The 26,817-nt window shown below is 62.4% G+C and carries 24 protein-coding genes; 11 read left to right on the forward strand and 13 right to left on the reverse strand.

Annotation, left to right across the window (positions count from 1 at the left end):
* Positions 1–158 precede the first annotated feature (158 nt).
* From rpsT to NKH19_RS18760, 6 genes are all read left to right on the forward strand, one after another.
* Positions 159–425, forward strand: coding sequence for a 30S ribosomal protein S20 (gene rpsT, locus NKH19_RS18735; RefSeq protein WP_013533694.1), 267 nt, complete (start codon positions 159–161; stop codon positions 423–425).
* Between the two features lie 851 nt (positions 426–1,276).
* Complete coding sequence (dnaA, locus tag NKH19_RS18740; RefSeq protein WP_352870155.1) at positions 1,277–2,821, forward strand: chromosomal replication initiator protein DnaA; 1,545 nt, start codon at positions 1,277–1,279, stop codon at positions 2,819–2,821.
* Positions 2,822–3,126: 305 nt separating this feature from the next.
* Positions 3,127–4,245: a DNA polymerase III subunit beta gene (gene dnaN / locus NKH19_RS18745; RefSeq protein WP_352629705.1), complete on the forward strand. Its 1,119-nt coding sequence runs from the start codon at positions 3,127–3,129 to the stop codon at positions 4,243–4,245.
* A gap of 187 nt (positions 4,246–4,432) precedes the next feature.
* Positions 4,433–5,572 carry a DNA replication/repair protein RecF gene (gene recF, locus NKH19_RS18750; RefSeq protein ID WP_352870154.1) on the forward strand — a complete coding sequence of 380 codons (1,140 nt, stop codon included), beginning with the start codon at positions 4,433–4,435 and terminating at the stop codon, positions 5,570–5,572.
* Between the two features lie 125 nt (positions 5,573–5,697).
* Positions 5,698–6,453 (forward strand): molybdopterin-synthase adenylyltransferase MoeB, encoded by a 756-nt coding sequence (locus NKH19_RS18755; RefSeq protein WP_352870153.1) that lies wholly within the window; start codon positions 5,698–5,700, stop codon positions 6,451–6,453.
* Between the two features lie 4 nt (positions 6,454–6,457).
* A complete protein-coding gene (locus NKH19_RS18760) occupies positions 6,458–6,946 on the forward strand; it encodes a GNAT family N-acetyltransferase (protein ID WP_352870152.1) in 489 nt (162 codons plus the stop codon).
* Positions 6,947–6,976: 30 nt separating this feature from the next.
* Here NKH19_RS18760 and NKH19_RS18765 read toward each other — a convergent pair whose 3' ends face one another.
* Positions 6,977–7,978: a 2-hydroxyacid dehydrogenase gene (locus tag NKH19_RS18765; protein WP_352870151.1), complete on the reverse strand. Its 1,002-nt coding sequence runs from the start codon at positions 7,976–7,978 to the stop codon at positions 6,977–6,979.
* 159 nt (positions 7,979–8,137) lie between these two features.
* Between NKH19_RS18765 and NKH19_RS18770 the strand changes: the two genes are divergently transcribed.
* Entirely contained in the window at positions 8,138–8,698 is a 561-nt protein-coding gene (locus NKH19_RS18770) for an SH3 domain-containing protein (RefSeq protein WP_352870150.1), read from the forward strand.
* A 46-nt stretch (positions 8,699–8,744) separates the two neighbouring features.
* On the opposite strand, the gene NKH19_RS18775 is transcribed toward NKH19_RS18770, so the two are convergent.
* Together NKH19_RS18775 and irrA are read right to left on the reverse strand one after the other, a co-directional pair.
* On the reverse strand, positions 8,745–9,119 hold the full coding sequence (locus NKH19_RS18775) for a DUF4260 domain-containing protein (RefSeq protein ID WP_352870149.1): 375 nt from the start codon (positions 9,117–9,119) through the stop codon (positions 8,745–8,747).
* Complete coding sequence (irrA, locus tag NKH19_RS18780) at positions 9,116–9,547, reverse strand: iron response transcriptional regulator IrrA (protein ID WP_024503471.1); 432 nt, start codon at positions 9,545–9,547, stop codon at positions 9,116–9,118. The genes NKH19_RS18775 and irrA overlap by 4 nt, the downstream gene beginning before the upstream one ends.
* A gap of 242 nt (positions 9,548–9,789) precedes the next feature.
* Between irrA and fabA the strand changes: the two genes are divergently transcribed.
* From fabA to NKH19_RS18800, 4 genes are all read left to right on the forward strand, one after another.
* Complete coding sequence (gene fabA / locus NKH19_RS18785) at positions 9,790–10,305, forward strand: 3-hydroxyacyl-[acyl-carrier-protein] dehydratase FabA (RefSeq protein WP_352870148.1); 516 nt, start codon at positions 9,790–9,792, stop codon at positions 10,303–10,305.
* Between the two features lie 49 nt (positions 10,306–10,354).
* Positions 10,355–11,575, forward strand: a complete 1,221-nt coding sequence (gene fabB / locus NKH19_RS18790) for a beta-ketoacyl-ACP synthase I (RefSeq protein ID WP_023758107.1) — start codon at positions 10,355–10,357, stop codon at positions 11,573–11,575.
* Between the two features lie 33 nt (positions 11,576–11,608).
* Positions 11,609–12,421: an enoyl-ACP reductase FabI gene (fabI, locus tag NKH19_RS18795; protein WP_109666399.1), complete on the forward strand. Its 813-nt coding sequence runs from the start codon at positions 11,609–11,611 to the stop codon at positions 12,419–12,421.
* Between the two features lie 207 nt (positions 12,422–12,628).
* On the forward strand, positions 12,629–14,173 hold the full coding sequence (locus NKH19_RS18800) for a putative bifunctional diguanylate cyclase/phosphodiesterase (protein WP_352982613.1): 1,545 nt from the start codon (positions 12,629–12,631) through the stop codon (positions 14,171–14,173).
* A gap of 15 nt (positions 14,174–14,188) precedes the next feature.
* On the opposite strand, the gene NKH19_RS18805 is transcribed toward NKH19_RS18800, so the two are convergent.
* From NKH19_RS18805 to rimP, 10 genes are all read right to left on the reverse strand, one after another.
* Positions 14,189–15,208, reverse strand: a complete 1,020-nt coding sequence (locus tag NKH19_RS18805; protein WP_352870146.1) for a class I SAM-dependent methyltransferase — start codon at positions 15,206–15,208, stop codon at positions 14,189–14,191.
* 96 nt (positions 15,209–15,304) lie between these two features.
* Complete coding sequence (gene pnp, locus NKH19_RS18810; protein WP_352870145.1) at positions 15,305–17,452, reverse strand: polyribonucleotide nucleotidyltransferase; 2,148 nt, start codon at positions 17,450–17,452, stop codon at positions 15,305–15,307.
* Between the two features lie 279 nt (positions 17,453–17,731).
* Positions 17,732–18,106, reverse strand: a complete 375-nt coding sequence (rpsO, locus tag NKH19_RS18815) for a 30S ribosomal protein S15 (protein WP_352870144.1) — start codon at positions 18,104–18,106, stop codon at positions 17,732–17,734.
* A gap of 78 nt (positions 18,107–18,184) precedes the next feature.
* The gene (gene corA / locus NKH19_RS18820; protein ID WP_352870143.1) at positions 18,185–19,279 is read right to left on the reverse strand and encodes a magnesium/cobalt transporter CorA; all 1,095 of its coding nucleotides are present in this window, start codon (positions 19,277–19,279) and stop codon (positions 18,185–18,187) included.
* A 43-nt stretch (positions 19,280–19,322) separates the two neighbouring features.
* Positions 19,323–20,354, reverse strand: a complete 1,032-nt coding sequence (gene truB, locus NKH19_RS18825) for a tRNA pseudouridine(55) synthase TruB (protein ID WP_352870142.1) — start codon at positions 20,352–20,354, stop codon at positions 19,323–19,325.
* Entirely contained in the window at positions 20,354–20,779 is a 426-nt protein-coding gene (gene rbfA / locus NKH19_RS18830) for a 30S ribosome-binding factor RbfA (protein WP_352601443.1), read from the reverse strand. Before rbfA ends, truB begins: the two co-directional genes overlap by 1 nt.
* Before the next feature lie 126 nt (positions 20,780–20,905).
* The gene (infB, locus tag NKH19_RS18835) at positions 20,906–23,479 is read right to left on the reverse strand and encodes a translation initiation factor IF-2 (protein WP_352870141.1); all 2,574 of its coding nucleotides are present in this window, start codon (positions 23,477–23,479) and stop codon (positions 20,906–20,908) included.
* Complete coding sequence (locus NKH19_RS18840) at positions 23,476–24,126, reverse strand: RNA-binding protein (RefSeq protein ID WP_352870140.1); 651 nt, start codon at positions 24,124–24,126, stop codon at positions 23,476–23,478. Before NKH19_RS18840 ends, infB begins: the two co-directional genes overlap by 4 nt.
* A 38-nt stretch (positions 24,127–24,164) precedes the next feature.
* Complete coding sequence (nusA, locus tag NKH19_RS18845; protein ID WP_352870139.1) at positions 24,165–25,760, reverse strand: transcription termination factor NusA; 1,596 nt, start codon at positions 25,758–25,760, stop codon at positions 24,165–24,167.
* A gap of 49 nt (positions 25,761–25,809) precedes the next feature.
* Positions 25,810–26,454 (reverse strand): ribosome maturation factor RimP, encoded by a 645-nt coding sequence (rimP, locus tag NKH19_RS18850; RefSeq protein WP_352870138.1) that lies wholly within the window; start codon positions 26,452–26,454, stop codon positions 25,810–25,812.
* Positions 26,455–26,817 lie beyond the last annotated feature (363 nt).

Raw genomic sequence — 26,817 nt, forward strand, 5'->3', positions numbered from 1 at the left:
GATGGTTGTTGGCCGCCAAAAAGAAGGCCGGGCAGCGTTGACGCGCCGGAAAAGCTGAACTATAAGCCCCACCAACCGAGGCGGCCCCGTGGCTGCCCGTTTGTTTTTTGCGCCCTGCGGCATCCCGCATGCGCCGACCAGATCAGAAGAGAGGCATCATGGCCAATACATCCTCGGCCAAAAAGGCAACGCGCAAGATCGTACGCCGCGCAGCGATCAACAAGAATCGCCGCTCGCGCGTGCGCACCTATATCCGCCAAGTCGAAGAGGCACTTGCCTCCGGTGACAAGGCCGCCGCGCAGGCTGCGTTCAAGATCGCGGAGCCGGAATTGATGCGCGCCGCTACCAAAGGCGTGATCCACAAGAACACGGCGTCCCGCAAGGTGTCGCGACTGGCTCAACGGGTCAAAGTCCTGTCAGCCTGACATTACTTGCCTACACTGACGTTGTTCGAACCCGGCCGTTTGTGCCGGGTTTTTTCGTTTGCCGGCAAGCACTTAAAAAGAATGTCCGGAAACGACGTTCTATGCGGATTTCACCATTGGGAATACTTTGCCGGCATATGCATGCCTGCACTTGATCAGCACGCTTGGAAATGACCGGCTTGCGGATTCTTAGCTACCAGAAATAGTCTTTAATTTTCAGACGTTTACCGGCGGTGATCCACAGCTTGTCCACATCGAGCCGGGGCGATGGGGGACAAGTGGCTGTCAAGTGAATTATTTCAGAATATTTCTCTCAGCGCCCGGTTTTTCATATTCGCCGGAAAAGGGTTTGAATCACAATGGCTTTGTTAAAATGTGCCGTTGCGGTACGCCACCCGAACCCGCCTCCAGTAACCAGATTCCTTAAAAATCCGTTAGACGTGGCCTTGCCCTATCCACAGCGATTTCGGTAATGTCGATCTATCGAAAGGGACGGGCCTCTGGCCCTCAACCAGCCTGACACGGACCAGCTTAAATTGGCGGGATTTGCAACGCGGATCAAGTCTGCGGACGGGTTTGGTTTGTCTTTTTCGATGCGGTAGGGGACTGGCGTAACTAGACATGGCGGGTAGACGGCGGCCGGCGATCTTTTCGACGGACGGTGTTTTGTTGCCCTGACATACCCAACGCGGACTGGCTTCCATGAGCCGGCACCGGTTCCCGCAGACAATGGGCGACGTTCATCTGCCGGCGGCGGCAGCGGACATCGCAGCAAAGACGCAGTCGCCGGAACCGGATGCAGGAGGCGCATCCCCGGTGGAAAACAGGTACGGAAGGACAAGGAAAAGATCATGCAGAGCGGCATCGAAAGGGAACTTACGGGCGACCTCCCATTTCCTGGAACTTTGATCGGAGCAAAAGACATGGCGGTGTCCAGCGACGCGGAGCAAAAATTCGACCGGGTCAAGACTCAGTTGAAGGCGCGTCTGGGAACCGAAGTCTATTCGAGCTGGTTTGGCCGCATGAAGGTCGCGGAGGCTTCCAAGGGCATTGTACGCATCTCGGTGCCCACCGCCTTCCTGCGCTCGTGGATCAACGGCCACTATCTCGACCTCATCTCCGAGCTGTGGAAGCAGGAGGATCCTGATCTCCTCAAGATCGACATTGTCGTGCGCACGGCGACCCGTCAGGGACGCAGCCAAGCCGAGCCGGAGGTGGTACCGGCACGCAAGATGACGCGGCAGACGCAGACGGCGCTTGCCGCGGGCACCGTCAGCCCCGGCCGGACAGAGCGTGCACCGGTTCCGCGTCCGGGCACGCCGGTCGAGAGCGAATTCCGGCACAATGTGCTGGGGTCACCGCTTGATCCTCGCTATACGTTCGGCTCCTTCATCGAGGGCCCGTCGAACCGGGTGGCCTTCGCCGCCGCCAAGGCAGTGGCGGAATCGCAATCGAGCGCGGTGCGCTTCAACCCGCTTTTCCTTCACGCAACCGTCGGGCTCGGCAAGACACATCTGCTGCAGGCTATCGCCGCGGAATCGCTGAAGCAGAATCCCAAGTCGCGCGTCGTCTATCTCACGGCCGAGTATTTCATGTGGCGCTTTGCCACCGCTATCCGTGACAACAACGCGCTGACGCTCAAGGAACAGCTGCGCGACATCGACTTGCTCATCATCGACGACATGCAGTTCCTGCAGGGCAAGTCGATCCAGCATGAATTCTGCCACCTGATCAACATGTTGCTCGATAGCGCCAAGCAGGTCGTCGTTGCCGCCGACCGGCCGCCGTCGGAACTGGAATCGCTCGAACCGCGGGTCCGTTCGCGCCTCAATGGCGGTGTCGCGCTTGAAATGTCGGCGCCCGATTTCGCCATGCGCCTTGGCATGCTCAAATTGCGCCTTGCCACCGCCAGGGTCGATGATGCGTCGCTGAACATTTCGGAAGAGATCCTCAACCACGTTGCCCGCACCGTGACCGGCAGCGGACGCGAACTGGAAGGCGCCTTCAACCAGCTGCTGTTCCGTCAATCCTTCGAGCCGCAGATCACCATCGACCGGATCGACGAAATCCTCGGCCACATCTATCGAACCGGCGAGCCGAAGCGGGTCCGTATCGAGGACATCCAGCGCATCGTCGCGCGCCACTACAATGTGTCGAAGACCGAATTGCTGTCCAACCGGCGCACGCGCACCATCGTCAAGCCGCGGCAGGTGGCCATGTACCTGTCGAAGGTGATGACGCCGCGCTCGCTGCCCGAGATCGGACGGCGTTTCGGCGGCCGCGATCACACTACGGTGCTGCATGCCGTGCGCAAGATCGAGGACCTTTCCGGCAACGACAACACGCTGGCGCAGGAACTCGAGCTCTTGAGGCGGTTGATCAACGACCAAGCCTGACCGGTCCGGGCGAGCCCGAACCGGAACAACACCGGAATTCAATGGCTTGCCTGTGCGGTCCGGGGCCCGGAATGGGCTCGTGGCGCCGCCTGGAAGCGGCCCGGATTTCGGTTTTACAACACCGGCTCGCGGGCTTCGTGCCCTTTATCCCCAGAAAGCCCGCGCAGCCGACCCTTACCGGTGGCGCGGGCTTGCGTTTGCCGGTTTTTTCCTGTCAGTTTACGCAGATTCTGAGCCTGTTCAGACCTTTCGCGGGACGCCGCTCATTGGTGCCCCGTCATTCATTCAAGCGAGCCTGTTTCGTCATGCGTGTTATCCTGGAACGGTCAAACCTCCTGAAGTCGCTCAACCACGTCCACCGTGTGGTCGAGCGGCGCAACACCATACCGATCCTGTCCAACGTGCTGCTCAGCGCCGAAGGCGCCAGCCTTGAAATGAAGGCGACCGATCTCGACCTCGAGGTGACGGAAGCGACGCCCGCCAAGGTGGAGCGCGGCGGGGCGACGACGGTTCCGGCACATCTGCTCTACGACATCGTTCGCAAGCTCGCCGACGGCGCCGAGGTGATGCTGAAGACGGACGAGGACGGCAACGCCATGACGGTGACGTCAGGCCGCTCAAGCTTCCGCCTCCAGTGCCTGCCACAATCCGACTTCCCCGAGCTTTCGGCCGGATCGTTCTCGCATATCTTCCGTCTCGACTCGGTTGCCCTGAAGGGCCTGATCGAGAAGACCCAGTTCGCCATCTCCACCGAGGAGACACGCTATTATCTGAACGGAATCTACCTGCACACGCATGAGGTCGGCGGCAAGCTGAAGCTGCGCTCGGTGGCGACCGACGGCCACCGCCTGGCGCGCGCCGAAATCGACGCGCCGGCGGGTTCCGAGGGCATGCCGGGCATCATCATTCCACGCAAGACGGTGAGCGAGCTGCAGAAGCTGGTGGACGATCCGGACGTCGCGGTGACCACGGAACTGTCGGACACCAAGATCCGCTTCACCATCGGCAGCGTAATTTTGACCTCGAAGCTGATCGACGGCACCTTCCCCGATTATCAGCGGGTCATTCCGACCGGCAACGACAAAAAGCTGATCATCGACCGCCAGAGTTTTGCCGCCGCTGTCGATCGCGTCTCGACCATCTCTTCCGAACGCGGCCGCGCGGTGAAGCTTTCGATCAGCGAGGGTCAGGTGACGCTTGCGGTCAACAATCCGGATTCAGGCAGCGCCACCGAGGAACTCGCAGCCGACTATTCGTCGGATCCGATCGAAATCGGCTTCAATGCCAAGTATCTGCTCGACGTTGCCGCGCAACTGACCGGCACCGAGGCCAAGTTCATGCTGGCCGACGCCGGTTCGCCGACGCTGATCCACGACATGGCCGACGAAACCGCACTCTATGTGCTGATGCCGATGCGGGTGTAGCCTAGGCCGAGTCATCAATCCGGCTCTGCGGCCGGGACCGGCTATGAGAACCATGGTTGCGGCGACTTCCAGAGCAATTCCAGGAAAAGTGTGAAACGGTTTTCCGTCCGGAATTGCGTCAAAACAAAGAGATAGGGCCGTTCGGCGTTTACGTGAAACGATGAACCGCTCTACAGGCGGATAGCGGTTGCCGGCACAGACCTACATAAGTAAGCTTACGCTTACTAATTTTCGCAACTACGCGGCGCTGACGATCGATCTGGCGCCGGGTGCCGTGGTTTTTTCCGGCGACAATGGTGCCGGCAAGACCAATCTCCTCGAAGCGATCTCCTTTTTGACACCGGGGCGTGGCTTGCGCCGCGCCCCTTATGCGGATGTCGCGCGTGAGGGTGGCGATGGCGGCTTTGCCCTGCATGCCCGGCTCGACGGAGCTGACGGTCAAGTCGAGATCGGAACAGGCATTTCCGGCGGCGACAGCCCCGGCGAAGGCGGCAGGCGGGTGCGCATCAACGGAGCTTCGGCACGTTCGGCCGAGGACATGCTGGAATGGCTGCGCGTCGTGTGGCTGACACCGGCGATGGACGCCTTGTTCACAGGACCGGCCGCGGATCGACGGCGCTTTCTCGACCGGCTGGTGCTTGCGATCGACCCCGGCCACGGGCAACGTGCGATCGATTACGAAAAGGCGATGCGTGGCCGTAACCGACTGCTTACCGAAGGATCCCGGGACGACCGCTGGTTCGACGCGATCGAGACGCGGATGGCCGAGACCGGTGTGGCGATCGCCGCGGCACGGGCCGAGATGGTGCGCCTGCTCGCCGCCATGATCGACAGGCTGCCCGACACGGGGCCATTTCCGCAGGCCGATATCGGCCTTTCGGGGGATCTGGAGGCCGAGGTTTCCAGCATGCCAGCAGTCGATGTCGAAGAGCGCTTCCGCAGGACGCTTGCCGAGGGACGCGACCGCGACCGCGCCGCCGGGCGCACGCTCGAAGGGCCACACCGTTCGGATCTGGTGGTTCGGCACCGTCCCAAGGCGATGCCGGCCGAGCTCTGTTCGACAGGCGAGCAAAAGGCGCTGCTGGTCGGCATCGTGCTATCGCATGCCCGGCTGACCGGCGAAATGTCGGGCATGACACCTATCCTGCTGCTCGACGAGATCGCCGCGCATCTCGATGGCGGGCGGCGCGCGGCGTTGTTTTCCATCCTTGAGGAATTGAACTGCCAGGTGTTCATGACCGGAACCGATGCGGCGCTGTTTTCCAGTCTCAAGGGGCGTGCGCAATTCCTGACTGTCGACCACGGCACGGTTGGGCCAACGATCTAGATATTTGACGCTTGCATAGGTCATCATCCCAGAACCGCTTCGCACTTTTGGGCGACCCGCCGCAGGTTTATGCATGTCATGGATTAGCCCCTGACAAGGTTTTTCAGCCGCTATATGATCCGGCGATGACCCCTGCCGCCCTGAACGCCGACGAGATCGAACGCTATGCCCGCCACATCGTGCTGCCCGAGATCGGCGGCGCCGGCCAGCAGAGGCTGAAGCAGGCGCGAGTGCTGGTCATCGGCGCCGGCGGGCTGGGCGCGCCGGTGCTTGAATATCTTGCCGCCGCCGGCGTCGGCACGCTCGGCGTGGTCGATGACGACACCGTTTCGCTTTCCAACCTGCAGCGTCAGGTCATTCACGGCACCGATAGTGTCGGCATGCTGAAAACCCATAGCGCCGAGGCGGCAATCGCCCGCATCAATCCCAACACCTTTGTCGAAACGCACACGTTCCGGCTGACCACGGACAATGCCCCCGCCCTCGTCGCCGGCTATGACATCGTCGTCGACGGTTCCGACAATTTCGAAACCCGCTATGTGGTGGCCGATGCCTGCGCGAACGCTGGGAAACCGCTGGTGCATGCCGCTGTCGGACGCTTCGACGGCTCCGTCACGGTGCTGAAGCCATTCGAGGACGGCAAGGACGGCAAGCCCAATCCGGGCTACCGCGATCTGTTTCCCGAGGCGCCACCGCCTGGCCTGGTGCCGTCCTGTGCCGAAGCCGGCGTGCTTGGTGCGCTGACCGGTGTCGTCGGCACGCTGCAGGCAATGGAGACGATCAAGCTGATCACCGGCGTCGGCGAGCCGCTGGTCGGCAGGCTGCTGCTCTATGATGGGCTGGCGGCGCGCTTCGACACGATCCGCTACAAGAGAAACTGACTGCGTGGAGCGGACCGAAGCTGTCTCCATTGCGCAGATTCCGGCCGATTTCGACCGTTGGAACGATGTGCTCGCACTGATCATGCGTGCCTTCGCCTCGATGGACGGGGTTATCGACCCACCCTCCTCCGCCCACCTGCTGACCGCGGACAGCCTGCGGGACAAGGCTCGGCGGGAGACCGGCTTCGTGGCACTCAACGGCGACAGGATCGTCGGCTGTATCTTTGCCCTTGAAAGGCCGGCGGAACTCTATGTCGGCAAGCTCGCCATCGCGCCGGACTGGCAGGGACAGGGCATTGGCCGGCGGCTGATGCAGGCGGTCGAAGATTTTGCCCGCAGCCACGGCAAGGTGGCAATCGAGCTTCAGACGCGGATCGAGCTGACCGGAAACCATGCAGCCTTTGCCCGCTTCGGCTTTTATGAGACCGAACGGACGGCGCATGAGGGCTACGACAGGCCGACCTCGATCACCATGCGCAAGGTGCTTGTGTAAGCCCGGTCTTTCATCTGCGTTTCGATTGCGTCAGGTTCGCAGTGGCAGCACGCGGTCCGGCGGGCGATGGCCATCGACGAAGGCGCGGATGTTGATGATGACCTTTTCGCCCATGTCGATGCGGCCTTCGAGCGTCGCCGAGCCCATATGCGGCAACAACACGACCTTGTGCTTGGCGGCGAGCTTCAGCAGCTTGCCGTTCAAAGCCGGCTCGTGCTCGTAGACATCGAGGCCGGCGCCGGCAATCTTGCCGTCCTGGATCAGCTTGACCAGTGCTTCCTCGTCGATGATGTCGCCGCGCGCGGTGTTGACGACATAGGCCGTGGGCTGCAGCAGCGCCAGCCGCCGCGCCGAAAGCAGATGGAAGGTTGCCGGCGTCGATGGGCAATTGACCGAAATGATGTCCATGCGGGCCAGCATCTGGTCGAGGCTTTCCCAATAGGTCGCCTCCAGCCCGTCTTCGACGGCCGGCAGCACGCGATGGCGGTTGTGGTAATGGATCGACAGGCCGAAGGCCTTGGCCCGCCTGGCGACGGCGGTGCCGATGCGCCCCATGCCGACAATGCCCAGCCGCTTGCCCCAGATGCGCCGGCCAAGCATCCAGGTGGGCGACCAGCCGGCCCATTTCTTGTCGCCGGTGAGCACGTTGGCTCCTTCCGCCAGCCGCCGCGGCACCGCCAGCATCAGCGCCATGGTCATGTCGGCCGTGTCCTCGGTCAGCACATTGGGCGTGTTGGTGACGGTGATGCCCCGCTTAGCCGCGGCCTCGACATCGATCTTGTCGACGCCGTTGCCGAAATTGGCGATCAGCTTGAGGTTGTCGCCGGCCTGGGCGATCAGTGCCGCGTCGATGTGGTCGGTCACCGTCGGCACCAGCACGTCGGCCTCCTTGACCGCCGCCACCAGTTCCGGCTGCGTCATCGGCCTGTCCTCGACATTCAGCCGGGCGTCGAACAGTTCGCGCATGCGGGTCTCGACCGGGTCGGGCAGCTTTCGCGTGATGACGACGAGAGGCTTCTTTTTGCCTACCATTGTTTCCTCGTACCCCGATCTCGTTGAGACCTCTTTAACCAAGACCGGCGAAACTGAAAGCCGGTCGCGGTACCGATTACCTCATGTAACAAGCGGTGCCGCCGAAGACAAAGAAAAAGGGGCGCCGCTGCCGCCAGGCAAGCGCCGAAAGGAATGAAAGTGTCTGGTTTCGCGTCGTTTCGCCTGACCCTCAGCGCAGCACTTCTCGGCGCTTTGCTTTATTCTCCGCTTGCCGCGGCGCAGAGCGCGGCGGCACCCGCGCAGAGCGTCGTCACGCTCGGGCCGAGCGGTTTGCCGCTGCCGCGATTCGTCAGCCTGAAATCCGGCCGCGTCAACTCGCGCGTCGGCCCCGGCGCCAACTACTCGGTCGACTGGATGTATATGAAGGCCGGCCTGCCGATGGAGATCATCCAAGAATTCGATACATGGCGCCGCGTGCGCGATGCCGATGGGTCGGAAGGCTGGATCAACCAGTCGCTGCTTTCCGGCCGGCGCACGGCAATCGTCGCACCGTGGCAGCGCGGCAAGGGCGCCCAGATCAATCTTCTCAACAGCCCCGACAAGGACGCAAGGGTGGTCGCGATGGTCGAGCCGGGCGTCATGGGCACGATCAAATCCTGCGATGGCCAGTGGTGCGAAATGACGTTCGATGGCCACACCGGCTGGCTTGCCCAGTCGATCGTCTGGGGCGCCTACCCCGGCGAGCGGGTCAAGAACTGATTTTTACCCCTTTGACCGCGACATCTCGAAGAGTCGCGGTGGTGGTTTAGCGCCCGATGCGGCCGAGATGGGTGTCCTGAAAGCCGGTTGGCAGCTTCAGGCCGTAGCCCAGCGCACGGTCGATGGCGATGTGGGCGATCCAGATCAGCGCAACCGCCACCGCGGTCGCATTGCCCTCCATGTGCCCGGCGAGCAGCAGCAGCACGGGCACGATCAGAATATGCAAGGCGTTGTAGGCAAGGGCACCGACGCGCGGTCCCGCCAGATAGCCTGACATCGACAGGTCAGGCGCCAGGACAAGCAATCCGAAGAGCCACCAGGAAACGCCGATCGACGCATAGAATACGAAGGCGCCCACCGCAACGATTGCCCATTCGAGCCGTATCGTCAGATCAAGCGGCTTCAATCCCTCGCCGCTCATTCGCGGCGCTTGGGGCGCAGCCTCACCACGATGTCGACATTGGCGATTTCCATCCCCTCCGGCGGCTCCGGCAGGTTGGCAACGGTCACCGGACCGCTGTCGATGTCGAATATGCGGTTCTCGCCTTCGATATAGAAATGGTGATGGTCGGAGGTGTTGGTGTCGAAATAGGTCTTGGCGCCCTCGACGGCGAGGATGCGCAGCAGTCCCGCCTGGGTGAACTGGTGGAGGGCATTGTAGACGGTGGCCAGCGATACTGGCACGCCGGCGGCGACGGCCTCCTCATGCAGTTCCTCGGCCGACAGATGACGGTCGCCCTTGGCGAAAAGCAGGTCGGCCAGCGCAATGCGCTGACGCGTCGGCCTCAGGCCGGCTTCACGGACCCGTTTGTCCACAGCGACATTTTCCTTCCGGCCGTCCAGGTCCATCTTCTTGTCGAACCCCACAGTTCCGCCCCAAGACACGCCCAGAATGGCAAAAAAATGAACGTCTGCCGAAACCGGGCCTCCGCCGACATATATTCTGTCGCCCGAATGCGATCAATAGCGCGCATTGACCCAGGCAGACGAGCAGGTTAAGCGCAAACGCCGGTTTCCGGCCTGAAACAGATTGTGTTAGGAAACCAACGACAAGGGCGCCCGATAGCCCGGAACGATATGGGGAGAGATTGATGCCGGGTAAATCCAGCTACGAGTACGACGAATTGCTGGCCTGCGCCCGCGGCGAATTGTTCGGACCGGGCAATGCCCAGCTTCCCTATCCGCCCATGCTGATGTTCGACCGTATCACCGAGATCAGCGAGACGGGCGGCGCCTTCGAGAAGGGTTTCATCCGCGCGGAATTCGACATCAAGCCCGACCTGTGGTTCTTTGCCTGCCATTTTATCGGCAATCCGATCATGCCGGGATGCCTCGGCCTCGACGCCATGTGGCAATTGACGGGCTTCTATCTTGGCTGGCTCGGCGAACCCGGCAAGGGAATGGCGCTGTCGACCGGTGAAGTGAAATTCAAGGGCATGGTGACGCCCTCGGTGAAAAAGGTTGAGTATGGCATCGACTTCAAGCGCGTGATGCGAGGCCGGCTGGTGCTCGGCATCGCCGATGGCTGGCTAAAGGCGGACGGCGAGCCCATATACGCGGCAACGGACCTGAAGGTCGGTCTGTCCAAGCAGTCGGCGGTCGTTTGACCGCAGCCCTGGCCAGCCTCCTGGCCAGCATCCCTGGAAGGAGTTGCGAATGAGACGTGTCGTAGTCACAGGCCTCGGCATTGTGTCGTCGATCGGCAACAATGCCAACGAAGTGCAAGCCTCGCTGCATGACGCCAGATCCGGCATCAGTTTCTCCGATTCGTTCGCCGAGCATGGCTTCCGATGCCAGGTCTGGGGCGCGCCGACGCTCGATCCATCCGCCATGATCGACCGCCGGGCGATGCGCTTCCTGAGCCAAGGTGCGGCCTGGAACCACGTCTCCATGGACCAGGCGATCGCGGATGCGGGCCTCGAAGAGAGCGACATCACCAATGAGCGCACCGGCATCGTCATGGGATCGGGCGGACCATCCACCCGCACCATCTTCGAGGCAGCCGAGACCACGCTGAAGAACGGCAGTCCCAAGCGTATCGGTCCATTCGCGGTGCCGAAGGCGATGTCGTCGACCGCATCGGCAACGCTTGCCACCTGGTTCAAGATTCACGGCGTCAACTATTCGATCTCTTCGGCCTGTTCGACCTCGGCGCATTGCATCGGCAATGGCTACGAACTGATCCAGTGGGGCAAGCAGGACATAGTCTTTGCCGGCGGCCACGAGGATCTCGACTGGACGATGTCGGACCTGTTCGACGCCATGGGCGCCATGTCGTCGAAGTTTAACGACAAGGCATCGACCGCTTCTCGCGCGTATGACGCCAATCGCGACGGCTTCGTCATCGCCGGCGGCGCGGGCGTGCTGGTGCTGGAAGAGCTTGAGCATGCCAAGGCGCGCGGCGCCAAGATCTACGCCGAGATCGTCGGCTACGGCGCGACCTCGGATGGCTACGACATGGTTGCCCCGTCAGGCGAGGGCGCGGTCCGCTGCATGCGCCAGGCACTGGCCACGGTTTCCACGCCGGTCGATTACATCAACACCCATGGCACATCGACGCCGGTGGGCGATTCCAAGGAAATGGGCGCGATCCGCGAGGTGTTCGGCGAAAAGATGCCCTACATCACCTCGACAAAATCGCTGACCGGCCATTCTCTGGGCGGGGCCGGCGTGCAGGAATCCATCTACTCGATCCTGATGATGCAGGGCGGTTTCATCGGCGAAAGCGCCCATATCGAGACCCTCGACCCCGAATTCGAGGGCATGCCGATCGTGCGAAAGCGCATCGACGACGCCAGGATCGACACTGTCTTGTCTAATTCGTTCGGCTTCGGTGGCACCAACGCAACGCTCGTTTTCCAGCGCTATTCCGCATAAGGCCAGCGTTTTTTTTAATAAGGATTGGCGGCCATGGACGGATTGATGAAGGGCAAGCGCGGGCTTGTCATGGGTGTCGCCAACGATCATTCGATCGCCTGGGGCATCGCCCGGAAATTATCCGAACATGGGGCGGAACTCGCCTTCACCTATCAGGGCGATGCCTTCGGGCGCCGGGTCAAGCCGCTGGCAGACAAGCTCGGTGCCTCGCTGGTGGTGCCGTGCGACGTCGAGGACAGCGCTTCGGTCGCCGCGACGTTCGAGACCCTGGGCAAGGAATGGGGCGGGCTGGATTTCGTCGTCCACGCCATCGGCTTTTCAGACAAGAACGAGTTGAAAGGCCTTTATGCCGACACCAGCCGGGACAATTTCGTCCGCACCATGGTGATCTCCTGCTACTCCTTTACCGAGATCGCCCGCCATGCCGCCGCCCTGATGCAGGACGGCGGATCGATGATCACGCTGACCTATGCGGGGTCGGTCCGCGTCATGCCGAACTACAACGTCATGGGCGTCGCCAAGGCAGGGCTGGAGGCCAGTGTGCGCTACCTCGCCAATGATTACGGTCCGCGCGGCATCAGGGTCAACGGCATATCGGCTGGACCCGTGCGCACGCTTGCCGGCGCCGGCATTTCCGACGCCCGCCACATGTTCTCCTACCAGCAGCGCAACTCGCCGCTGCGTCGTACGGTGACCATCGACGAGGTCGGCGGCTCCGCGCTTTATCTACTGTCCGATCTTTCTTCCGGCGTTACCGGCGAAATCCACTACGTCGATTCCGGCTATCACATCGTTTCCATGCCTACGCTGGACGAATTGAAGCAGACCGACGGTGGACGAGACTAATGCATGTCGCCCAAGAGTGCGCGGTGGTTTTGGGACAACGACATTTATAAAACAAAAGCTTAAAATGCGCCGACGGAATCCGTTTCAACCCGACGCGCTTTAACCCTCTCAAGAAATACTTTCGCTCCAATAAAATTAGACGCATTCGCGGAAACTCATTTTAAGGACATATCCGCTAGAAAGCCCCGTACTCTGGGGATCTTTTCAATGTCCGCCGTCAGCAACCCGAAGCGAACACCGGTGTTCCGGCTGCTCACCATAGCGAGCTCGGGCCTCGGCAGTTTCGTCCTCGGACTCTGGGGCCTGAAGCTCGGTCTCGGCGATGGCTTTGCCGGCATCTCCGCGGACATGATGGTCGCGGTGATGGCCGCGCTTTGCGCACTGGCGGCGTCGGCAGCCGCGATGTCCTTCTTCGCCGGCGTCGACGAATCGGCGGATTTCGTCTTCACGGAAACCCATTTCGACAAACTGACGGGTCTTTTGGCGCGTCCGGCGATGGTCGGCAAGATTGCCGAGGCGGCGTGCTCGACAAGCCGGACCGGCGAGCCGATGTTCCTCATCGACATCGATATAGATCGCTTCAAGCAGATCAACGACGCCATCGGCTACAGCCAGGGCGACGAGTTGATCCGCGCCTTCACCAACCGCTTGAGAACGTGCGTGCCGCAGCGGGCGCTGATCGGACGCATCGGCGCCGGTGAATTCGCGGTTCTACTCCCCGACAATCAGGTGTCCGGGTCGCTGGAAAGCACCATCGAGAGGCTCATCGACGAGATGATGGAGCCCTATGAACTCAGCACGCACCTGCAATCGGTCAGCCTTTCGGTGGGCATCGTGGCGATGCCAAAGGACGGTGTCGATCCCGTCCTCATCCTGCGCCGCTCCAATCTGGCGCTGCAGAATGCCCGCGCCAGCGGCGGCGGCAACTGGTCTGTCTTCCATGCCGAAATGGGCAGGGTCGCCGATCATCGCCAGTGGATCGAATCCGAACTGAATACAGCTTTCGAGCGCGGTGACTTCGATCTTCACTACCAGCCGCAGCTCGACCTCCCGACCGGCCGCATCGTCGGCTATGAAGCGCTGATCCGCTGGCGGCATCCCGAACGCGGCATGATCCCGCCGATGGAATTCATCCCGATCGCCGAGGAAACCGGCATGATCGGCCCGATCGGCGAATGGGTGCTGCGCAAGGCTTGCAGCGACGCCCGGCATCTGCCCGACGACTGCTTCGTTGCCGTCAACATCTCGCCCGTGCAGTTCATGACCAAGGACTTCGTCGGTACCGTGCGCGATACCATGACGAGCACCGGCATCAAGCCGTCGCGGCTGGAGCTGGAAGTGACCGAGACGGCGATGATGCAGGACCGCGACCGCGCCGCCGCCATCCTGAAGCAGCTTGCGGACATGGGCATCTCGGTCGCCGTCGACGATTTCGGCACCGGCTATTCCAATTTGAGCTATCTCATCGATTTCTCTTTCGGCAAGCTGAAGATCGACCGGTCCTTCGTCAGCCGCCTCGATACCGATTCCAGCTCCGGCGCGGTCGTCTCGACCATCGTCGGGCTTTCGCGGGCGCTCGGCGTCAGCATCATTGCCGAAGGCGTCGAGACCGAAAGCCAGGCGACGCTGCTCAGGGCGGCTGGCTGCGAGGTGGTGCAAGGCTATCTGTTCGGCCGGCCGGCACCACTCAAGTTCAGGGTTGGCGACTCGCATGTCACCGACGAGGTCCGGCGCGTCGCCAATCTGCATTAAACGCTACGCATTGTATCAACGCCGCGCGGCAAGCACCTTGAACATGCCGTCGCGAGCGAGTTCGGCATGGCTCGAAAAGGCCGCCGACAGGATCGGCTCATAAGGAAGCTGGCGGTTGGCGACCATGAACAGCCGCCCGCCTGGCTTCAAGGCCTTGGCCGCAGCGCGGATCATGCCGGCGCCGATCTCGGGCTCGGCCGCACGGCTGCGATGAAAGGGCGGGTTCATGACGATCGCGTCGTAGCGCTTCTCGACCGGTTCTTTCAGCAGATCGGTCCAGAAGAAGTTCCTGGCGATCGACTGGCTAACCCCTGCCAGATTGAGCTTCGCGGCTTCGAGCGAGGCGAAATCCGCCTCATGGAGGTCGAGCGCCAGAATGCCGGGTGAATGGGCGGCTATCTCGGCGGCCAAATAGCCCCAGCCGGCGCAGAAATCGGCAACACTGCCACGCAGATCATTGGGCAAGTTTTCGACCAGCAGTTTCGAGCCGGTATCGATCCGGTCGAAGGAAAACATGCCGGGCGCGGTATGGAACCGGCCTTCGACCAGCAAGGCGGGATTGGCGGCACGCAATTCTTCTGCGGCGGCCAGATCGGCGGAACGGCGAAACCAGAAGGCGATGCCGTGATGTTTCGGTAGATGACCCTCAAGCGGCACAAGCTCGTCAACGCGCCTGCGCAGGCTGGCAATACCATCGTCCTTGCCGCCGGCAACGACGACCAGTCCGCCCGGCGCCACGCGCTCAAACGCCTGCGCGATGCGCACTTCGTTCAGGCCGCGATGCCGACCAGCCAGCACGAGTGCCATGTCGAAGCCGTCGCCTTCCGCCTGCGCGGTGACGATGACACCGGAGGCCTGCAGCGCGCGAAAATGCGGCCGGAAGCCCTGCACGAGATGAAGCGCGGCCTCGAAGCCTTCGGGCAGCCGAAAACCCGGTTCGGCGCCGAGAAACAGGACGCGATTACCCTTTCCTGGCAGAGGAACGGCCTCGGCCTCAAAGGGATGAAAAAGGGTCTTCAGCGGCTCGGCGGACATTTTTCGATCTCGAAATGAAGTCTGTCTCTACAGCCCGAAAATGAAAACGGGCGCGACATAAGCCGCGCCCGTTTCGATTCATGACCTCAAGACCGATCAGGCGGCGTTTTCTTCGCCTTCGGTCTTCTTGTCGCGGGCAAGTTCCTTGCCGGTGGCCTGGTCGACGACCTTCATCGACAGGCGGACCTTGCCGCGCTCGTCGAAGCCCATCAGCTTGACCCAGACCTTGTCGCCTTCCTTGACCACGTCCGAGGTCTTGGCGACCCGGTCGTTGGCAAGCTGCGAGATGTGGACGAGGCCGTCGCGCGGACCGAAGAAGTTGACGAAAGCGCCGAAGTCGGCGGTCTTGACGACCGTGCCTTCGTAGATTTCGCCGACTTCCGGCTCGGCAACGATGGTGTGGATCCACTTCTTCGCCGCCTCGATCTCCTTGGCGTTGGACGAAGCGATCTTGACCGTGCCGTCGTCCTCGATGTTGATCTTGGCGCCGGTCTTTTCGACGATCTCGCGGATGACCTTGCCGCCCGAGCCGATGACGTCGCGGATCTTGTCGGTCGGGATGTGCATCACTTCGATGCGCGGCGCGAACTCACCGAGTTCCGAACGCGCGCCGGTCAGAGCGTGCGCCATCTCGCCGAGGATATGCTGGCGGCCATCCTTGGCCTGGTCCAGCGCGATCTTCATGATCTCCTCGGTGATGCCCTCGATCTTGATGTCCATCTGCAGCGAGGTGATGCCGTTGGCGGTGCCGGCGACCTTGAAGTCCATATCGCCGAGGTGATCTTCGTCACCCAGGATGTCGGACAGAACCGCGAAGCGCTCGCCTTCCTTGATCAGGCCCATGGCGATACCGGCGACTGGCTTGGCCAGCGGCACGCCGGCATCCATCAGCGCCAGCGAGGTGCCGCAGACGGTGGCCATCGACGACGAGCCGTTGGACTCGGTGATCTCCGAGACGACGCGCAGCGTGTAGGGGAACTGGTCGGCACTCGGCAGCATCGGGCGAATGGCGCGCCAGGCGAGCTTGCCATGGCCGATTTCGCGGCGGCCCGGCGAACCCATGCGGCCGGTCTCACCGACGGAGTAGGGAGGGAAGTTGTAGTGAAGGAGGAACTTCTCCTTGTACATGCCGGTCAGCGAGTCGACATACTGCTCGTCCTCGCCGGTGCCGAGCGTGGCAACGACCAGCGCCTGGGTCTCGCCGCGGGTGAACAGCGCCGAACCATGGGTGCGCGGCAGGACGCCGACTTCGGAGACGATCTTGCGGACCGTCTTGAGGTCACGGCCGTCGATGCGCGAGCCGGTGTCGAGGATGTTCCAGCGCACCACCTTGGCCTGGAGTTCCTTGAACACGGTGCCGATCTGCTCGGAGGTGTACTTGGCGTCCTCGCCTTCGGCCGGGGCAAACGCGGCCTTGACCTTGGTCTTGACGGCGTCGACGGCGGCATAGCGCTTCTGCTTGTCGACGTTCTTGTAGGCAGTGCTGAGCTCGTCGCCGACGATCTTCAGCATCTCGGCTTCAAGGGCGGAATAGTCCGGCGCGGTGAAATCACGCGGCTCCTTGGCGGCGACTTCGGCCAGCTTGATGATGGCGTCGATGACCGGCTGGAAGCCCTTGTGGCCGAACATGACGGCGCCGAGCATCAGCTCTTCGCCGAGTTCCTTGGCTTCGGACTCAACCATCAGCACGGCGTCGGTCGTGCCGGCGACGATCAGGTCGAGCTTCGATTCCTGCATCTCATCGACGTGCGGGTTGAGCACGTATTCGCCGTTAATGTAACCGACGCGGGCGCCACCGATCGGGCCCATGAAGGGTACGCCCGACAGGGTCAGGGCAGCCGAGGTGGCAACGATCGACAGGATGTCGGGATCGTTCTCGAGATCGTGCTGGACGACGGTGACCACGATCTGGGTGTCGTTCTTGTAGCCCGAGGCGAAGAGCGGGCGGATCGGGCGATCGATGAGGCGGGAAACCAGCGTTTCCTTCTCGCTCGGACGGCCTTCACGCTTGAAATAGCCACCCGGGATCTTGCCGGCGGCGTAGGTCTTTTCCTGGTAGTTGACGGTCAGCGGGAAGAAATCGAGGCCTGGCTTCGGCTCTTTCATCGAAACGACGGTGGCGAGAACCTTGGTCTCGCCGTAGGTGGCGAGCACCGCGCCATCAGCCTGGCGCGCGATCTTGCCGGTTTCGAGGATGAGCGGACGGCCGCCCCATTCGATTTCCACTTTGTGGTGATTGAACATATCTTGTCCTTAATATGAGGAAAGGGCCGCGCCGTTTCACGGTGCGCGGATGCCCTTTCCCTTGGCTTCCTTTCTCGGGCAGCCACGGGCAAGACAACGGGAAGCTCGGGTAATTTCGGCGCGGCTAGCGCGCACGAGCGTCCTGCAATCCTGCCCCATGACCGTCCATGGGCGGTTTCGAGTGCCCTCTGCACGATCGAAACCGGGTCTGGCCAGTCGATGCGACTGGCAGAATGCGCGACCGGCGGACTTTCCGAAGAAAGCCCGCCGGTCAATTCGTCAACGGCGCAGACCGAGCTTCTCGATCAACGTCTGGTAGCGCGCGTCGTCCTTGCGCTTGAGATAATCAAGCAGGCTGCGGCGCTGGGAGACGAGAGCGAGCAGACCACGGCGGGAATGGTTATCCTTCTTGTGGTCCTTGAAATGGTCGGTCAGGTTCTTGATGCGCTCGGAAAGGATGGCCACCTGGACTTCCGGAGACCCGGTATCGCCCTTGGCGGTTGCGAATTCACCCATCAATTCCTGTTTGCGCTCGGCAGTAATCGACATCGTGTTTTTCCTTATCTGTTTGAGGAAACGGGTCGCCCTCAGCCGGGATGTCGTCCAGCAGGGGCCGGTACTAGCAAAGCGCCTTAGCGCTGTGCTGCGGCGCATATAGTGCAATTCCCCGGAAAATACCAGCCCAATTCACAAGCCGGCTTTTCAGGTCGGAAATGGCCGGTTTTATCCTTGTCAGAGCCATTTCTTCCATTTGAAGAAGGCAATCAGCCCGAACGCGACAAGCGCCATGAACAAAAGCGATAGGGGATAGCCGTAGTAGGCCTTCAACTCGGGCATGTTCCAGGGCGAAGACCCTGGATCGAAATTCATGCCCCAGATACCGACCAGGAAGGTAAGCGGCATGAAGATGACCGAGACGATGGTGAGATAGCTGATGACGTCGTTGGTGCGCGCCTGGCTCAGCGACAGATGCATCTCGATCAGGCCGGTCAGCATGTCGCGCTGGGTTTCGACCAGTTCGATCAGCCTGAGCGAATGGTCGAGTGTGTCGTTGAGGAAGATCTTGGTCTCGGCCTTCACATAGGGCACGTCGTTGCGGATGAGCGTCGCCAGCGCGTCGCGCAGGGGCCACAGCACCCCTTTCAGCACATTGGCATCGCGCCGCAATTCATGCAGCTGCCGCATCTGATGCTTGTCCGGCGAATGCAGCATCTCGTCCTCGATGCTGTCGACCAACTCGCCGGCCGCCTCGATCGGCGGAAAATAACTGTCGACGACGGCGTCGACCAGCGCATAGGCGAGATAGTCCGCTCCACGCGCGCGCAACCGGTTGGGCGCCGAACTCTCGATGCGCTTGCGCACGGGATCGAAGGGATCGCCTTCACGTTCCTGGAAGGTGACGACGAAATTATTGCCGAAGAAGACGGAGATCTGCTCATAGCGGTGCGACGTGACATCGTCGATCATCCTGACGACGACGAAGGCATGGTCCTCGAAGAAATCGACTTTCGGCCGCTGGCCGGTGTTGACGACGTCCTCCAGCGCCAATGGATGCAGGCTGAAAATGCGGCCGATCTCCTCGATCAGGGGGATATTGGCGAGGCCGGTGCAGTCGAGCCAGATAACCGGCCATTTGTCGCAATGGGTGTTGAGGTCGTCGATGCTGGCGTTTTCGATGGTCTGGAATTTCTGCGGCGAGATCATGGTCAGCCGCAGTTCCGAGCGACGAGCCGCCGGGTCGGCGATCAGCGTGCCCGGCGATGCACCGACCGGCGGCCGCCGCGTCCTCACCGGCGCCCGCTTCTTCACCGCTTCAGCCTTTGCCATGGAGCCCCTCTAACGCTATCCCGCGGACATTAGATGAGTGCCCTCAGCCGGCAAAGACCCGCTTGGGCTTGAACATGCCTTGCTCGATGGCACCGATGGCGACCAGCTTGCCGCGCGCCGTGGCGCAGGCTTCCTCGGCTTCCACCGGCGCGTCGCGGCCACGGATGATGACTGGATTGCCAAGGCGGATCTTGGTCGCCGCATCGTCGCTGATGGCGACCTGCGGCAGGCAGTCGAGGGCGGCCGCCGTATCGACCAGAAGCGCATCGATGGCGTCGAAGTCGATTGGCGCTTCCACCGCGCCAGCGGCTTCTCTCGCGTCAATGGCTTCTGTCATGCCGGAGGCTTCTGCCGTGTCGGCGACATCCGTCGCCTCCGAGCTGTCTTCATCCCGCACGCCGAAACGAGCGGCTTCCAGCTCGGCGATGGTGACGAAATCCTCCGGCGTGAACGGCTCGACCTCGACCCGGCGCAATTCTGAAATATGGCCGAAACAGCCGAGGTCGCGGCCCATGTCGCGGGCCAGCGAGCGCACGTAAGTGCCCTTGCCGCATTCGACCTCGAAAACCGTGTGGTCAGCGTTGTGCCCGACAATATCGAGCCGGCCGATCTCGACCTCGCGAGGTGGAATATCGACTGTCGCGCCATCGCGGGCCAGATCATAGGCGCGCTCGCCCGCGATCTTGATGGCGGAGAATTGTGGCGGCGTCTGCATGATGATGCCGGTGTATTTCGGCAGCAGGGCAAGCACCTCGGCCTCCGACGGACGCAGATCGGACTCCTTCGTCACCGGACCCTCGAGATCATCGGTGGAGCGCTCCTGCCCCCACGCCACGGTAAAGCGATAGATCTTGGCGCCGTCCTGCACGTAAGGCACGGTCTTGGTGGCCTCGCCAAGCGCGATCGGCAGCATGCCGGAGGCGAGCGGGTCGAGCGTGCCGGCATGGCCTGCCTTTTCCGCCTGGAACAGCCATTTGATCTTGGAGACGGCCTCGGTCGAGCCCATGCCGACCGGCTTGTCCAGGATCAGCCAGCCCGAGATCGGCCGGCCTTTCTTCTTGCCGCGACGCGCCACTATTCGGTGTCCTTGTTGTCGTCTTTGTCCTGGTCTTCAGGACCCAGATCGCGCGCCACCTCGGGCGACTTCAACAGGTCGTTGATCCTGGCGAAATTGTCGAAGGAGGTGTCGAGCTTGAAGCGGAACTCCGGCATGAACTTCATCTGCCGCAATGCGCCCGAGACCCGGCCACGGACGAACTTCGCATGCTTGTTCAGCGCCTCGACCACCGCATCGGTATCCTTGGCGCCGAGCGGCGAGACGAAAGCGGTGGCGACCTTCAGGTCGGGCGACATGCGCACTTCCGAGACCGAGACCACGGTGTTCTCGATCAGCGGATCGATGATCTCGCCGCGTTGCAAGGTCTCGGACAGCGCATGGCGAACCTGTTCGGCGACGCGCAGCATGCGCTGGGATGGGCTGGATGCGGTTGGACGGGGCATTTTTCTCGATCCTGAAAGCGTGGGGCGCGGGATGGGACCGTGCCGCATGTCTCATATGGGCCATTCTCAATAGACCTTGGGCGGCGGCCTTTCGACCACCGCCCGGTATGGACAAGTCACTCGAACTCAGAGCGTCCGGGTCACCATCTCGACGCGGAAGCACTCGATGACGTCACCGACGCGCATATCCTCGTAGTTCTGGAAGGCCATGCCGCATTCCTGGCCGCCGGGGACTTCCGAAACTTCGTCCTTGAAGCGCTTCAGGGTCTTCAGCGTGCCTTCGTGGATGACGACGTTGTCGCGGATCAGGCGCACGCCCGCACCACGCTCGACCTTGCCTTCGGTGACACGGCAGCCGGCGATCTTGCCGACCTTGGTGATGTCGAAGATTTCGAGGATCTGCGCGTTGCCGATGAAGGTCTCGCGACGCTCCGGCGACAGAAGGCCCGATAGAGCCGCCTTCACGTCATCGACGAGGTTGTAGATGATCGAGTAGTAGCGGATCTCGATGCCCGCGGCCGCCGCGGCGGCACGCGCCTGGACGTTGGCGCGGACATTGAAGCCGATGATCGCGGCACCCGAAGTCTCCGCCAGCGACACGTCGCTTTCGGTGATGGCGCCGGCGCCGGCATGGACGATGCGCGCACGCACTTCGTCGGTGCCGAGCTTGTCCAGCGCCGCGTTGATCGCCTCGATCGAGCCCTGCACGTCGCCCTTGATGACCAGCGGGAATTCCTTCAACCCGCTCGTCTGCAACTGCGACATCATCTGCTCGAGCGAACCGCGCTGGCCGGCATGCTTGGCAACCGCCTTCTCGCGCGCCAGACGCTGGCGATATTCGGTGATCTCGCGGGCGCGGGCCTCGTTGTTGACCACGGCGAAGCGGTCGCCGGCCTGCGGTGTACCCTGCAGACCAAGCACCTCCACCGGCATCGCCGGCGGCGCTTCCTTGATCTGCGCGCCACGATCGTTGACCAGCGCACGCACCCGGCCCCATTCGTTGCCGGCAACGAGGATATCGCCCGGCATCAGCGTGCCGGTCTGCACCAGCACGGTGGCGACCGGGCCACGGCCCTTGTCGAGTTGGGCTTCGATGACGACGCCCTCGGCGGTACGATCCGGATTGGCCTTCAGGTCGAGAATTTCGGCCTGCAGCAGGATCGCCTCGAGCAGCTTGTCGAGATTCGTGCCCTTGGTCGCCGACACTTCGACGTCCAGAACTTCACCGCCCATGGATTCGACGAAGACCTCGTGGCGCAGCAGTTCCGAGCGGACTTTCTGCGGATCGGCGTCATGCTTGTCGATCTTGTTGATCGCCACGATGATCGGAACGCCGGCCGCCTTGGCATGGCTGATCGATTCGATCGTCTGCGGCATGACGCTGTCGTCGGCCGCGACCACCAGGATGGCAATGTCGGTCGCCTGGGCGCCACGAGCACGCATCGCCGTGAAGGCGGCGTGACCGGGGGTGTCGATGAAGGTGATCTTGTGACCGCCCTTCTCGACCTGGTAGGCGCCGATATGCTGGGTGATGCCGCCGGCTTCGCCGGAGACCACGTTGGCGTTGCGGATGGCATCGAGCAGCGAGGTCTTGCCGTGATCGACGTGACCCATGATCGTCACGACAGGCGGACGCGACACCAGGTCCTCGGCATTGTCGGCGATGTTGAAGAGGCCTTCCTCGATGTCGGATTCGGCGACGCGGCGAACCGTATGGCCGAATTCGGTGGCAACCAGTTCGGCCGTGTCGGCGTCGATGACGTCGCCCGGCTTCAGAATCTGGCCCTGCTTCATGAAGAACTTGACCAGGTCGACCGCACGCTCGGACATGCGTTGCGCCAGTTCCTGAATGGTAATCGTCTCTGGCAGGATCACTTCGCGCATGACTTTCTCGCGAGGCTCATTGTGCATCGCGCGCTTGAATTTTTCCTGGCGGCGACGCATCGACGACAGCGAACGGGCTCGCGCATCTTCGTCGGACAATGCTGAATTCAGGGTCAGCTTGCCGCGGCGGCGGTCTTCCTCGCTCTTGGTCGGCTTGGCCGGACGCGCCACTTCGGGCGTGACCGGACGGCGCACCGGAGCACCGGCACCAGTCCGCTTCGGCTTGGCCTGTTCTTCGTCGTCGACCGTCGCAAGTTCGGCGGTCAGCGGCGCGCGGCGGCGCGCCTCTTCCTCGGCCCGACGGCGGGACTCGGCCTCGGTCTGCAACCGCGCCTCTTCCTCGGCCTGGCGGCGCGCGGATTCATCACGTTCGCGCTTGCGGCGCTCTTCATCCTCGGCGCGGCGCTTGGCATCCTCGGCGGCGCGCTGACGGTCTTCGACCTCGCGAACCTTCGAGCCCTCGAGCGCCCTGCGGCGTGCTTCCATTTCACTGCGCGACAGTTCGTTCAGCACCATGCCGCCGCGCTCGACCGGGGCCGGCGGCGCGGGTGGTGGCGCCTTCGGCGCTTCCTGAACGACGGCGGGTGCGGCCACGACCGCCGGCTTCGGTGTGAAGACGGGAGCGGCAACCGGCTCCGGCTTGTCGCCGGGCATCGAGAACTTGCGCTTCTTGGTTTCGACGACGACCTGCTTGGTGCGGCCGTGCGAGAAGTTCTGGCGCACAGTGCCCTGTTCCATACCGGGGCGCTTCAGCGTCAAGGTCTTCTTCGGCGTCACACTCAGCGTATTGTCGTCACCCGATTTCGTATCGTTCATTCCATATCCTCTGCGGCATCATCTTCGTCAGCAACAGCCGCAAGCATTGCCAGATCGTCCGGGGAACCGCCCCGATACCGGTCGAGCGCAACCATGCGCTTCTGGACCGCCCTGCCCGCGTCTCCCGCGAGAACGGCAGCATGTATCACATTTGTACCCCCCAATGCCAAGCTCAACTCGGCCTCGGAGAAAAGTTTGTAGGCAAGGATTGCGGGGCCGCCGAGATGGACTGTCGCCCGTCGTGCCTGGCTGATCTTGCGTACACCGTCGTCGGACGCTTCGGTCGCGTGAAGCACGAAAAGCGCCAATCCGCCGCGCACAGCGCTCTCGACCTTGGTGGCGCCCAGCGCAATCGCGCCTGCCTTGCGGGCAAGACCAAGCATGCCCAGAGCGTATCTGGAAAGCAACCCGTCGACCATGCCGCCAAGATCGGGCAGCACGGCCACCTGTGCCTTGAAGGCGCGAGCGAAAAGGTTCTTCGCCGCAGCCTTGTCGATATGTAGGCGGTCGGCGCTCACCCAGCAACCTCGGCCGGGCAAATTTCTCTTGATGTCGGGAACGACGACCGAATCCGGGCCGACGACGAACCGGATCAGATCATCCGGTTCGGCCTGTCTGCGGGTGACGATGCAGGTGCGATCGTTCATCTCGTCCAAGGGCGGGTTCGGTGCGATGCGGTTTCACCTCACGCACCAACGGCTTCGTCAGCCGATTCTTCTTCGGCCGCAAGCTCGTCTTCGGTGATCCATCCAGCCTTAAGGCGGGCGGCCAGAACCATCTGTTCGGCATCGGCGCGTGTCACGCCATGATTGGCCAGCACGCCGGGGAATACCTTGGTTTCGCCGTCCTTGCGTTCCTTCCAGCCGGTCAGGTCGTCGGCGGCATAGCCGGCGAAGTCCTCGATCGTCTTCACGCCGTCCTCGCCGAGCGTCACCATCATGGCGGTGGTGATGCCAGGGATTTCGCGCAATTCGTCCGAGACGCCGAGGGCCTTGCGCTTGTCGTCGTGTTCGGCTTCGATCTTCTCCAGATATTCGCGGGCGCGGGTCTGGATTTCCGAAGCGGTGTCCTCGTCGAAGCCGTCGATCGAGGCGATCTCGCCGGAATCGACATAGGCGACTTCCTCGACGCTGGTGAAGCCTTCGGAGGCGAGCACCTGGCCGACCATCTCGTCGACGTCGAGGGCTTCCATGAACAGCGACGACCGCTCGACGAATTCCTTCTGGCGACGCTCGGACTCTTCGGCCTCGGTCAGGATATCGATATCCCAGCCGGTCAGTTGCGAAGCAAGCCGCACGTTCTGGCCGCGGCGGCCGATGGCCAGCGACAGCTGGTCGTCGGGAACCACGACTTCGATGCGTTCGGCATCCTCGTCGAGCACGACCTTGGCGACTTCCGCCGGCTGCAGCGCGTTGACGATGAAGGACGCCGCCGAGGGCGACCACGGAATGATGTCGATCTTCTCGCCCTGCAACTCGCCGACGACGGCCTGGACGCGGCTGCCGCGCATACCGACGCAGGCGCCGACCGGATCGATCGAGCTGTCGCGCGAGATGACCGCGATCTTGGCGCGCGAGCCGGGGTCGCGGGCGACCGACTTGATCTCGATGATGCCGTCATAGATTTCCGGCACTTCCATGGTGAACAGCTTGGCCATGAACTGCGGATGGGTGCGCGACAGGAAGATCTGCGGGCCGCGCTGCTCGCGGCGCACGTCGTAAACGTAAGCGCGGACGCGGTCACCGTATTTGTAGTTTTCGCGCGGGATCAGTTCGTCGCGACGGATGATTGCCTCGCCGCGGCCGAGATCGACGATGACGTTGCCGTATTCGACGCGCTTGACGGTGCCGTTGACGATCTCGCCGATGCGGTCCTTGTATTCGTCATACTGGCGGTCGCGCTCGGCCTCGCGCACCTTCTGCACGATGACCTGCTTGGCCGACTGGGCGGCGATGCGGCCGAAATCCATCGGCGGCAGCTGTTCGGCGATGAAGTCGCCGAGCTGGGCGTCCGGATTGCGCTCGCGGGCCGAGGAAATGGCGATCTGCGTGGCGTAGTCATCGACCTTCTCGACCACTTCCATCAGCCGCTGCAGCTTCATCTCGCCGGTGTTCGGGTTGATGTCGGCGCGGATGTTGGTCTCCTGGCCGTAACGCGAACGCGCCGCCTTCTGGATCGCATCGGCCATGGCGGCGATGACGATCGACTTGTCGATCGACTTTTCGCGCGCGACCGCGTCGGCGATCTGCAGCAGTTCAAGTCTGTTGGCGCTTACAACCATCGTTTTTCTCCCGAGCCTGTTTGCCGGACCTTCGCGCCCGGCAGCTCAATCATAGTTCCTGTTCGTGTTCTTCCGTGGCGTCCGCTTCCGTACCCGACTCATCGTCGTCCGGTTCGCCGCGACGTTTTTTTGCTTCCTTGCGCGCCCTGTTGTCCTTCGACAGGGCATCGCGGATGAGATCGTCGGTCAGGATCAGGCGCGTTTCGGAAATCGCGTCATAGGGGACACGCACCGTCGGCTCCTCGCCATAGGCTGCCTTTTCGCGCTCGATCAGCACATCGTCTTCGCCGGCCTCGACGATCTTGCCCTTGAACCGCTTGCGGTCGGCGACCACGATCGAGGTTTCCATCTTGACCAGATGACCCGTCCAGGTCGTGAAATCCGATTTGCGGACGAGCGGCCGGTCGATGCCGGGCGACGAGACCTCCAGATGATAGGCCTTTTCGATCGGATCGTCGACGTCGAGCGCCGGCGACACCGCGCGGCTGACCTCTTCGCAATCCTCGACGGTCATGGTGCCGTCCTCGCGCTCGGCCATGATCTGCAGCGTCAGCCCGTTCTGGCCCGACAGATGCACCCGCACGAGGCGGAAGCCGATGCCGCGCAGAACCGGCTGGACGATCAGCGCGATGCGCGCATCAATGCCGCTTTCGCGGATGATGCGATCGTCGCCCTCGCTTGCCGTTGCAGTCATTGAGATCCTGTCGCTCTATTCCGAAGTTATCGGCGGGTAATAAAAAAGAGCGGGACCGGGTGGACCCACTCTTCGTCATACCGACCAAGAATTTGAGGCTGATATAAACGATCGTGGCCGGTGTTTCAAGCCCGCCGTGCGGGCCGTACAAAAGCCGTGACGGCGCCAGTGTTGCGCCAGACGCATGGCCTCCATCCGGCGAAACCCCTGCGAGCCGTGCCGCTGCATCCCCACTTATATCACATCGCACAAGATTTGCACGACACAGCACCGAAGGGGCAGGGGAATCGGGTGAGTTAATTATCGTGAGATGACGCTTACGAGGAATTCGTCGTCCCACGCCGCCACTTTTCGTTTCAATCG

The sequence above is a fragment of the Mesorhizobium sp. M1338 genome, from assembly GCF_040318045.1.
Lineage (GTDB): Bacteria > Pseudomonadota > Alphaproteobacteria > Rhizobiales > Rhizobiaceae > Mesorhizobium.

Coding starts and splice junctions, on each gene's coding strand:
- pnp (WP_352870145.1), bottom strand. CDS start 17,452: ATGTTCAATCACCACAAAGTGGAAATCGAATGGGGCGGCCGTCCGCTC.
- nusA (WP_352870139.1), bottom strand. CDS start 25,760: ATGGTTGTAAGCGCCAACAGACTTGAACTGCTGCAGATCGCCGACGCG.
- fabA (WP_352870148.1), top strand. CDS start 9,790: ATGCCGGGTAAATCCAGCTACGAGTACGACGAATTGCTGGCCTGCGCC.
- rimP (WP_352870138.1), bottom strand. CDS start 26,454: ATGACTGCAACGGCAAGCGAGGGCGACGATCGCATCATCCGCGAAAGC.
- dnaA (WP_352870155.1), top strand. CDS start 1,277: ATGCAGAGCGGCATCGAAAGGGAACTTACGGGCGACCTCCCATTTCCT.
- fabB (WP_023758107.1), top strand. CDS start 10,355: ATGAGACGTGTCGTAGTCACAGGCCTCGGCATTGTGTCGTCGATCGGC.
- irrA (WP_024503471.1), bottom strand. CDS start 9,547: ATGGACCTGGACGGCCGGAAGGAAAATGTCGCTGTGGACAAACGGGTC.
- dnaN (WP_352629705.1), top strand. CDS start 3,127: ATGCGTGTTATCCTGGAACGGTCAAACCTCCTGAAGTCGCTCAACCAC.
- NKH19_RS18765 (WP_352870151.1), bottom strand. CDS start 7,978: ATGGTAGGCAAAAAGAAGCCTCTCGTCGTCATCACGCGAAAGCTGCCC.
- infB (WP_352870141.1), bottom strand. CDS start 23,479: ATGAACGATACGAAATCGGGTGACGACAATACGCTGAGTGTGACGCCG.
- rpsT (WP_013533694.1), top strand. CDS start 159: ATGGCCAATACATCCTCGGCCAAAAAGGCAACGCGCAAGATCGTACGC.
- NKH19_RS18800 (WP_352982613.1), top strand. CDS start 12,629: ATGTCCGCCGTCAGCAACCCGAAGCGAACACCGGTGTTCCGGCTGCTC.
- NKH19_RS18755 (WP_352870153.1), top strand. CDS start 5,698: ATGACCCCTGCCGCCCTGAACGCCGACGAGATCGAACGCTATGCCCGC.
- rpsO (WP_352870144.1), bottom strand. CDS start 18,106: ATGCGCCGCAGCACAGCGCTAAGGCGCTTTGCTAGTACCGGCCCCTGC.
- corA (WP_352870143.1), bottom strand. CDS start 19,279: ATGGCAAAGGCTGAAGCGGTGAAGAAGCGGGCGCCGGTGAGGACGCGG.
- NKH19_RS18840 (WP_352870140.1), bottom strand. CDS start 24,126: ATGAACGATCGCACCTGCATCGTCACCCGCAGACAGGCCGAACCGGAT.
- rbfA (WP_352601443.1), bottom strand. CDS start 20,779: ATGCCCCGTCCAACCGCATCCAGCCCATCCCAGCGCATGCTGCGCGTC.
- fabI (WP_109666399.1), top strand. CDS start 11,609: ATGGACGGATTGATGAAGGGCAAGCGCGGGCTTGTCATGGGTGTCGCC.
- NKH19_RS18805 (WP_352870146.1), bottom strand. CDS start 15,208: ATGTCCGCCGAGCCGCTGAAGACCCTTTTTCATCCCTTTGAGGCCGAG.
- NKH19_RS18775 (WP_352870149.1), bottom strand. CDS start 9,119: ATGAGCGGCGAGGGATTGAAGCCGCTTGATCTGACGATACGGCTCGAA.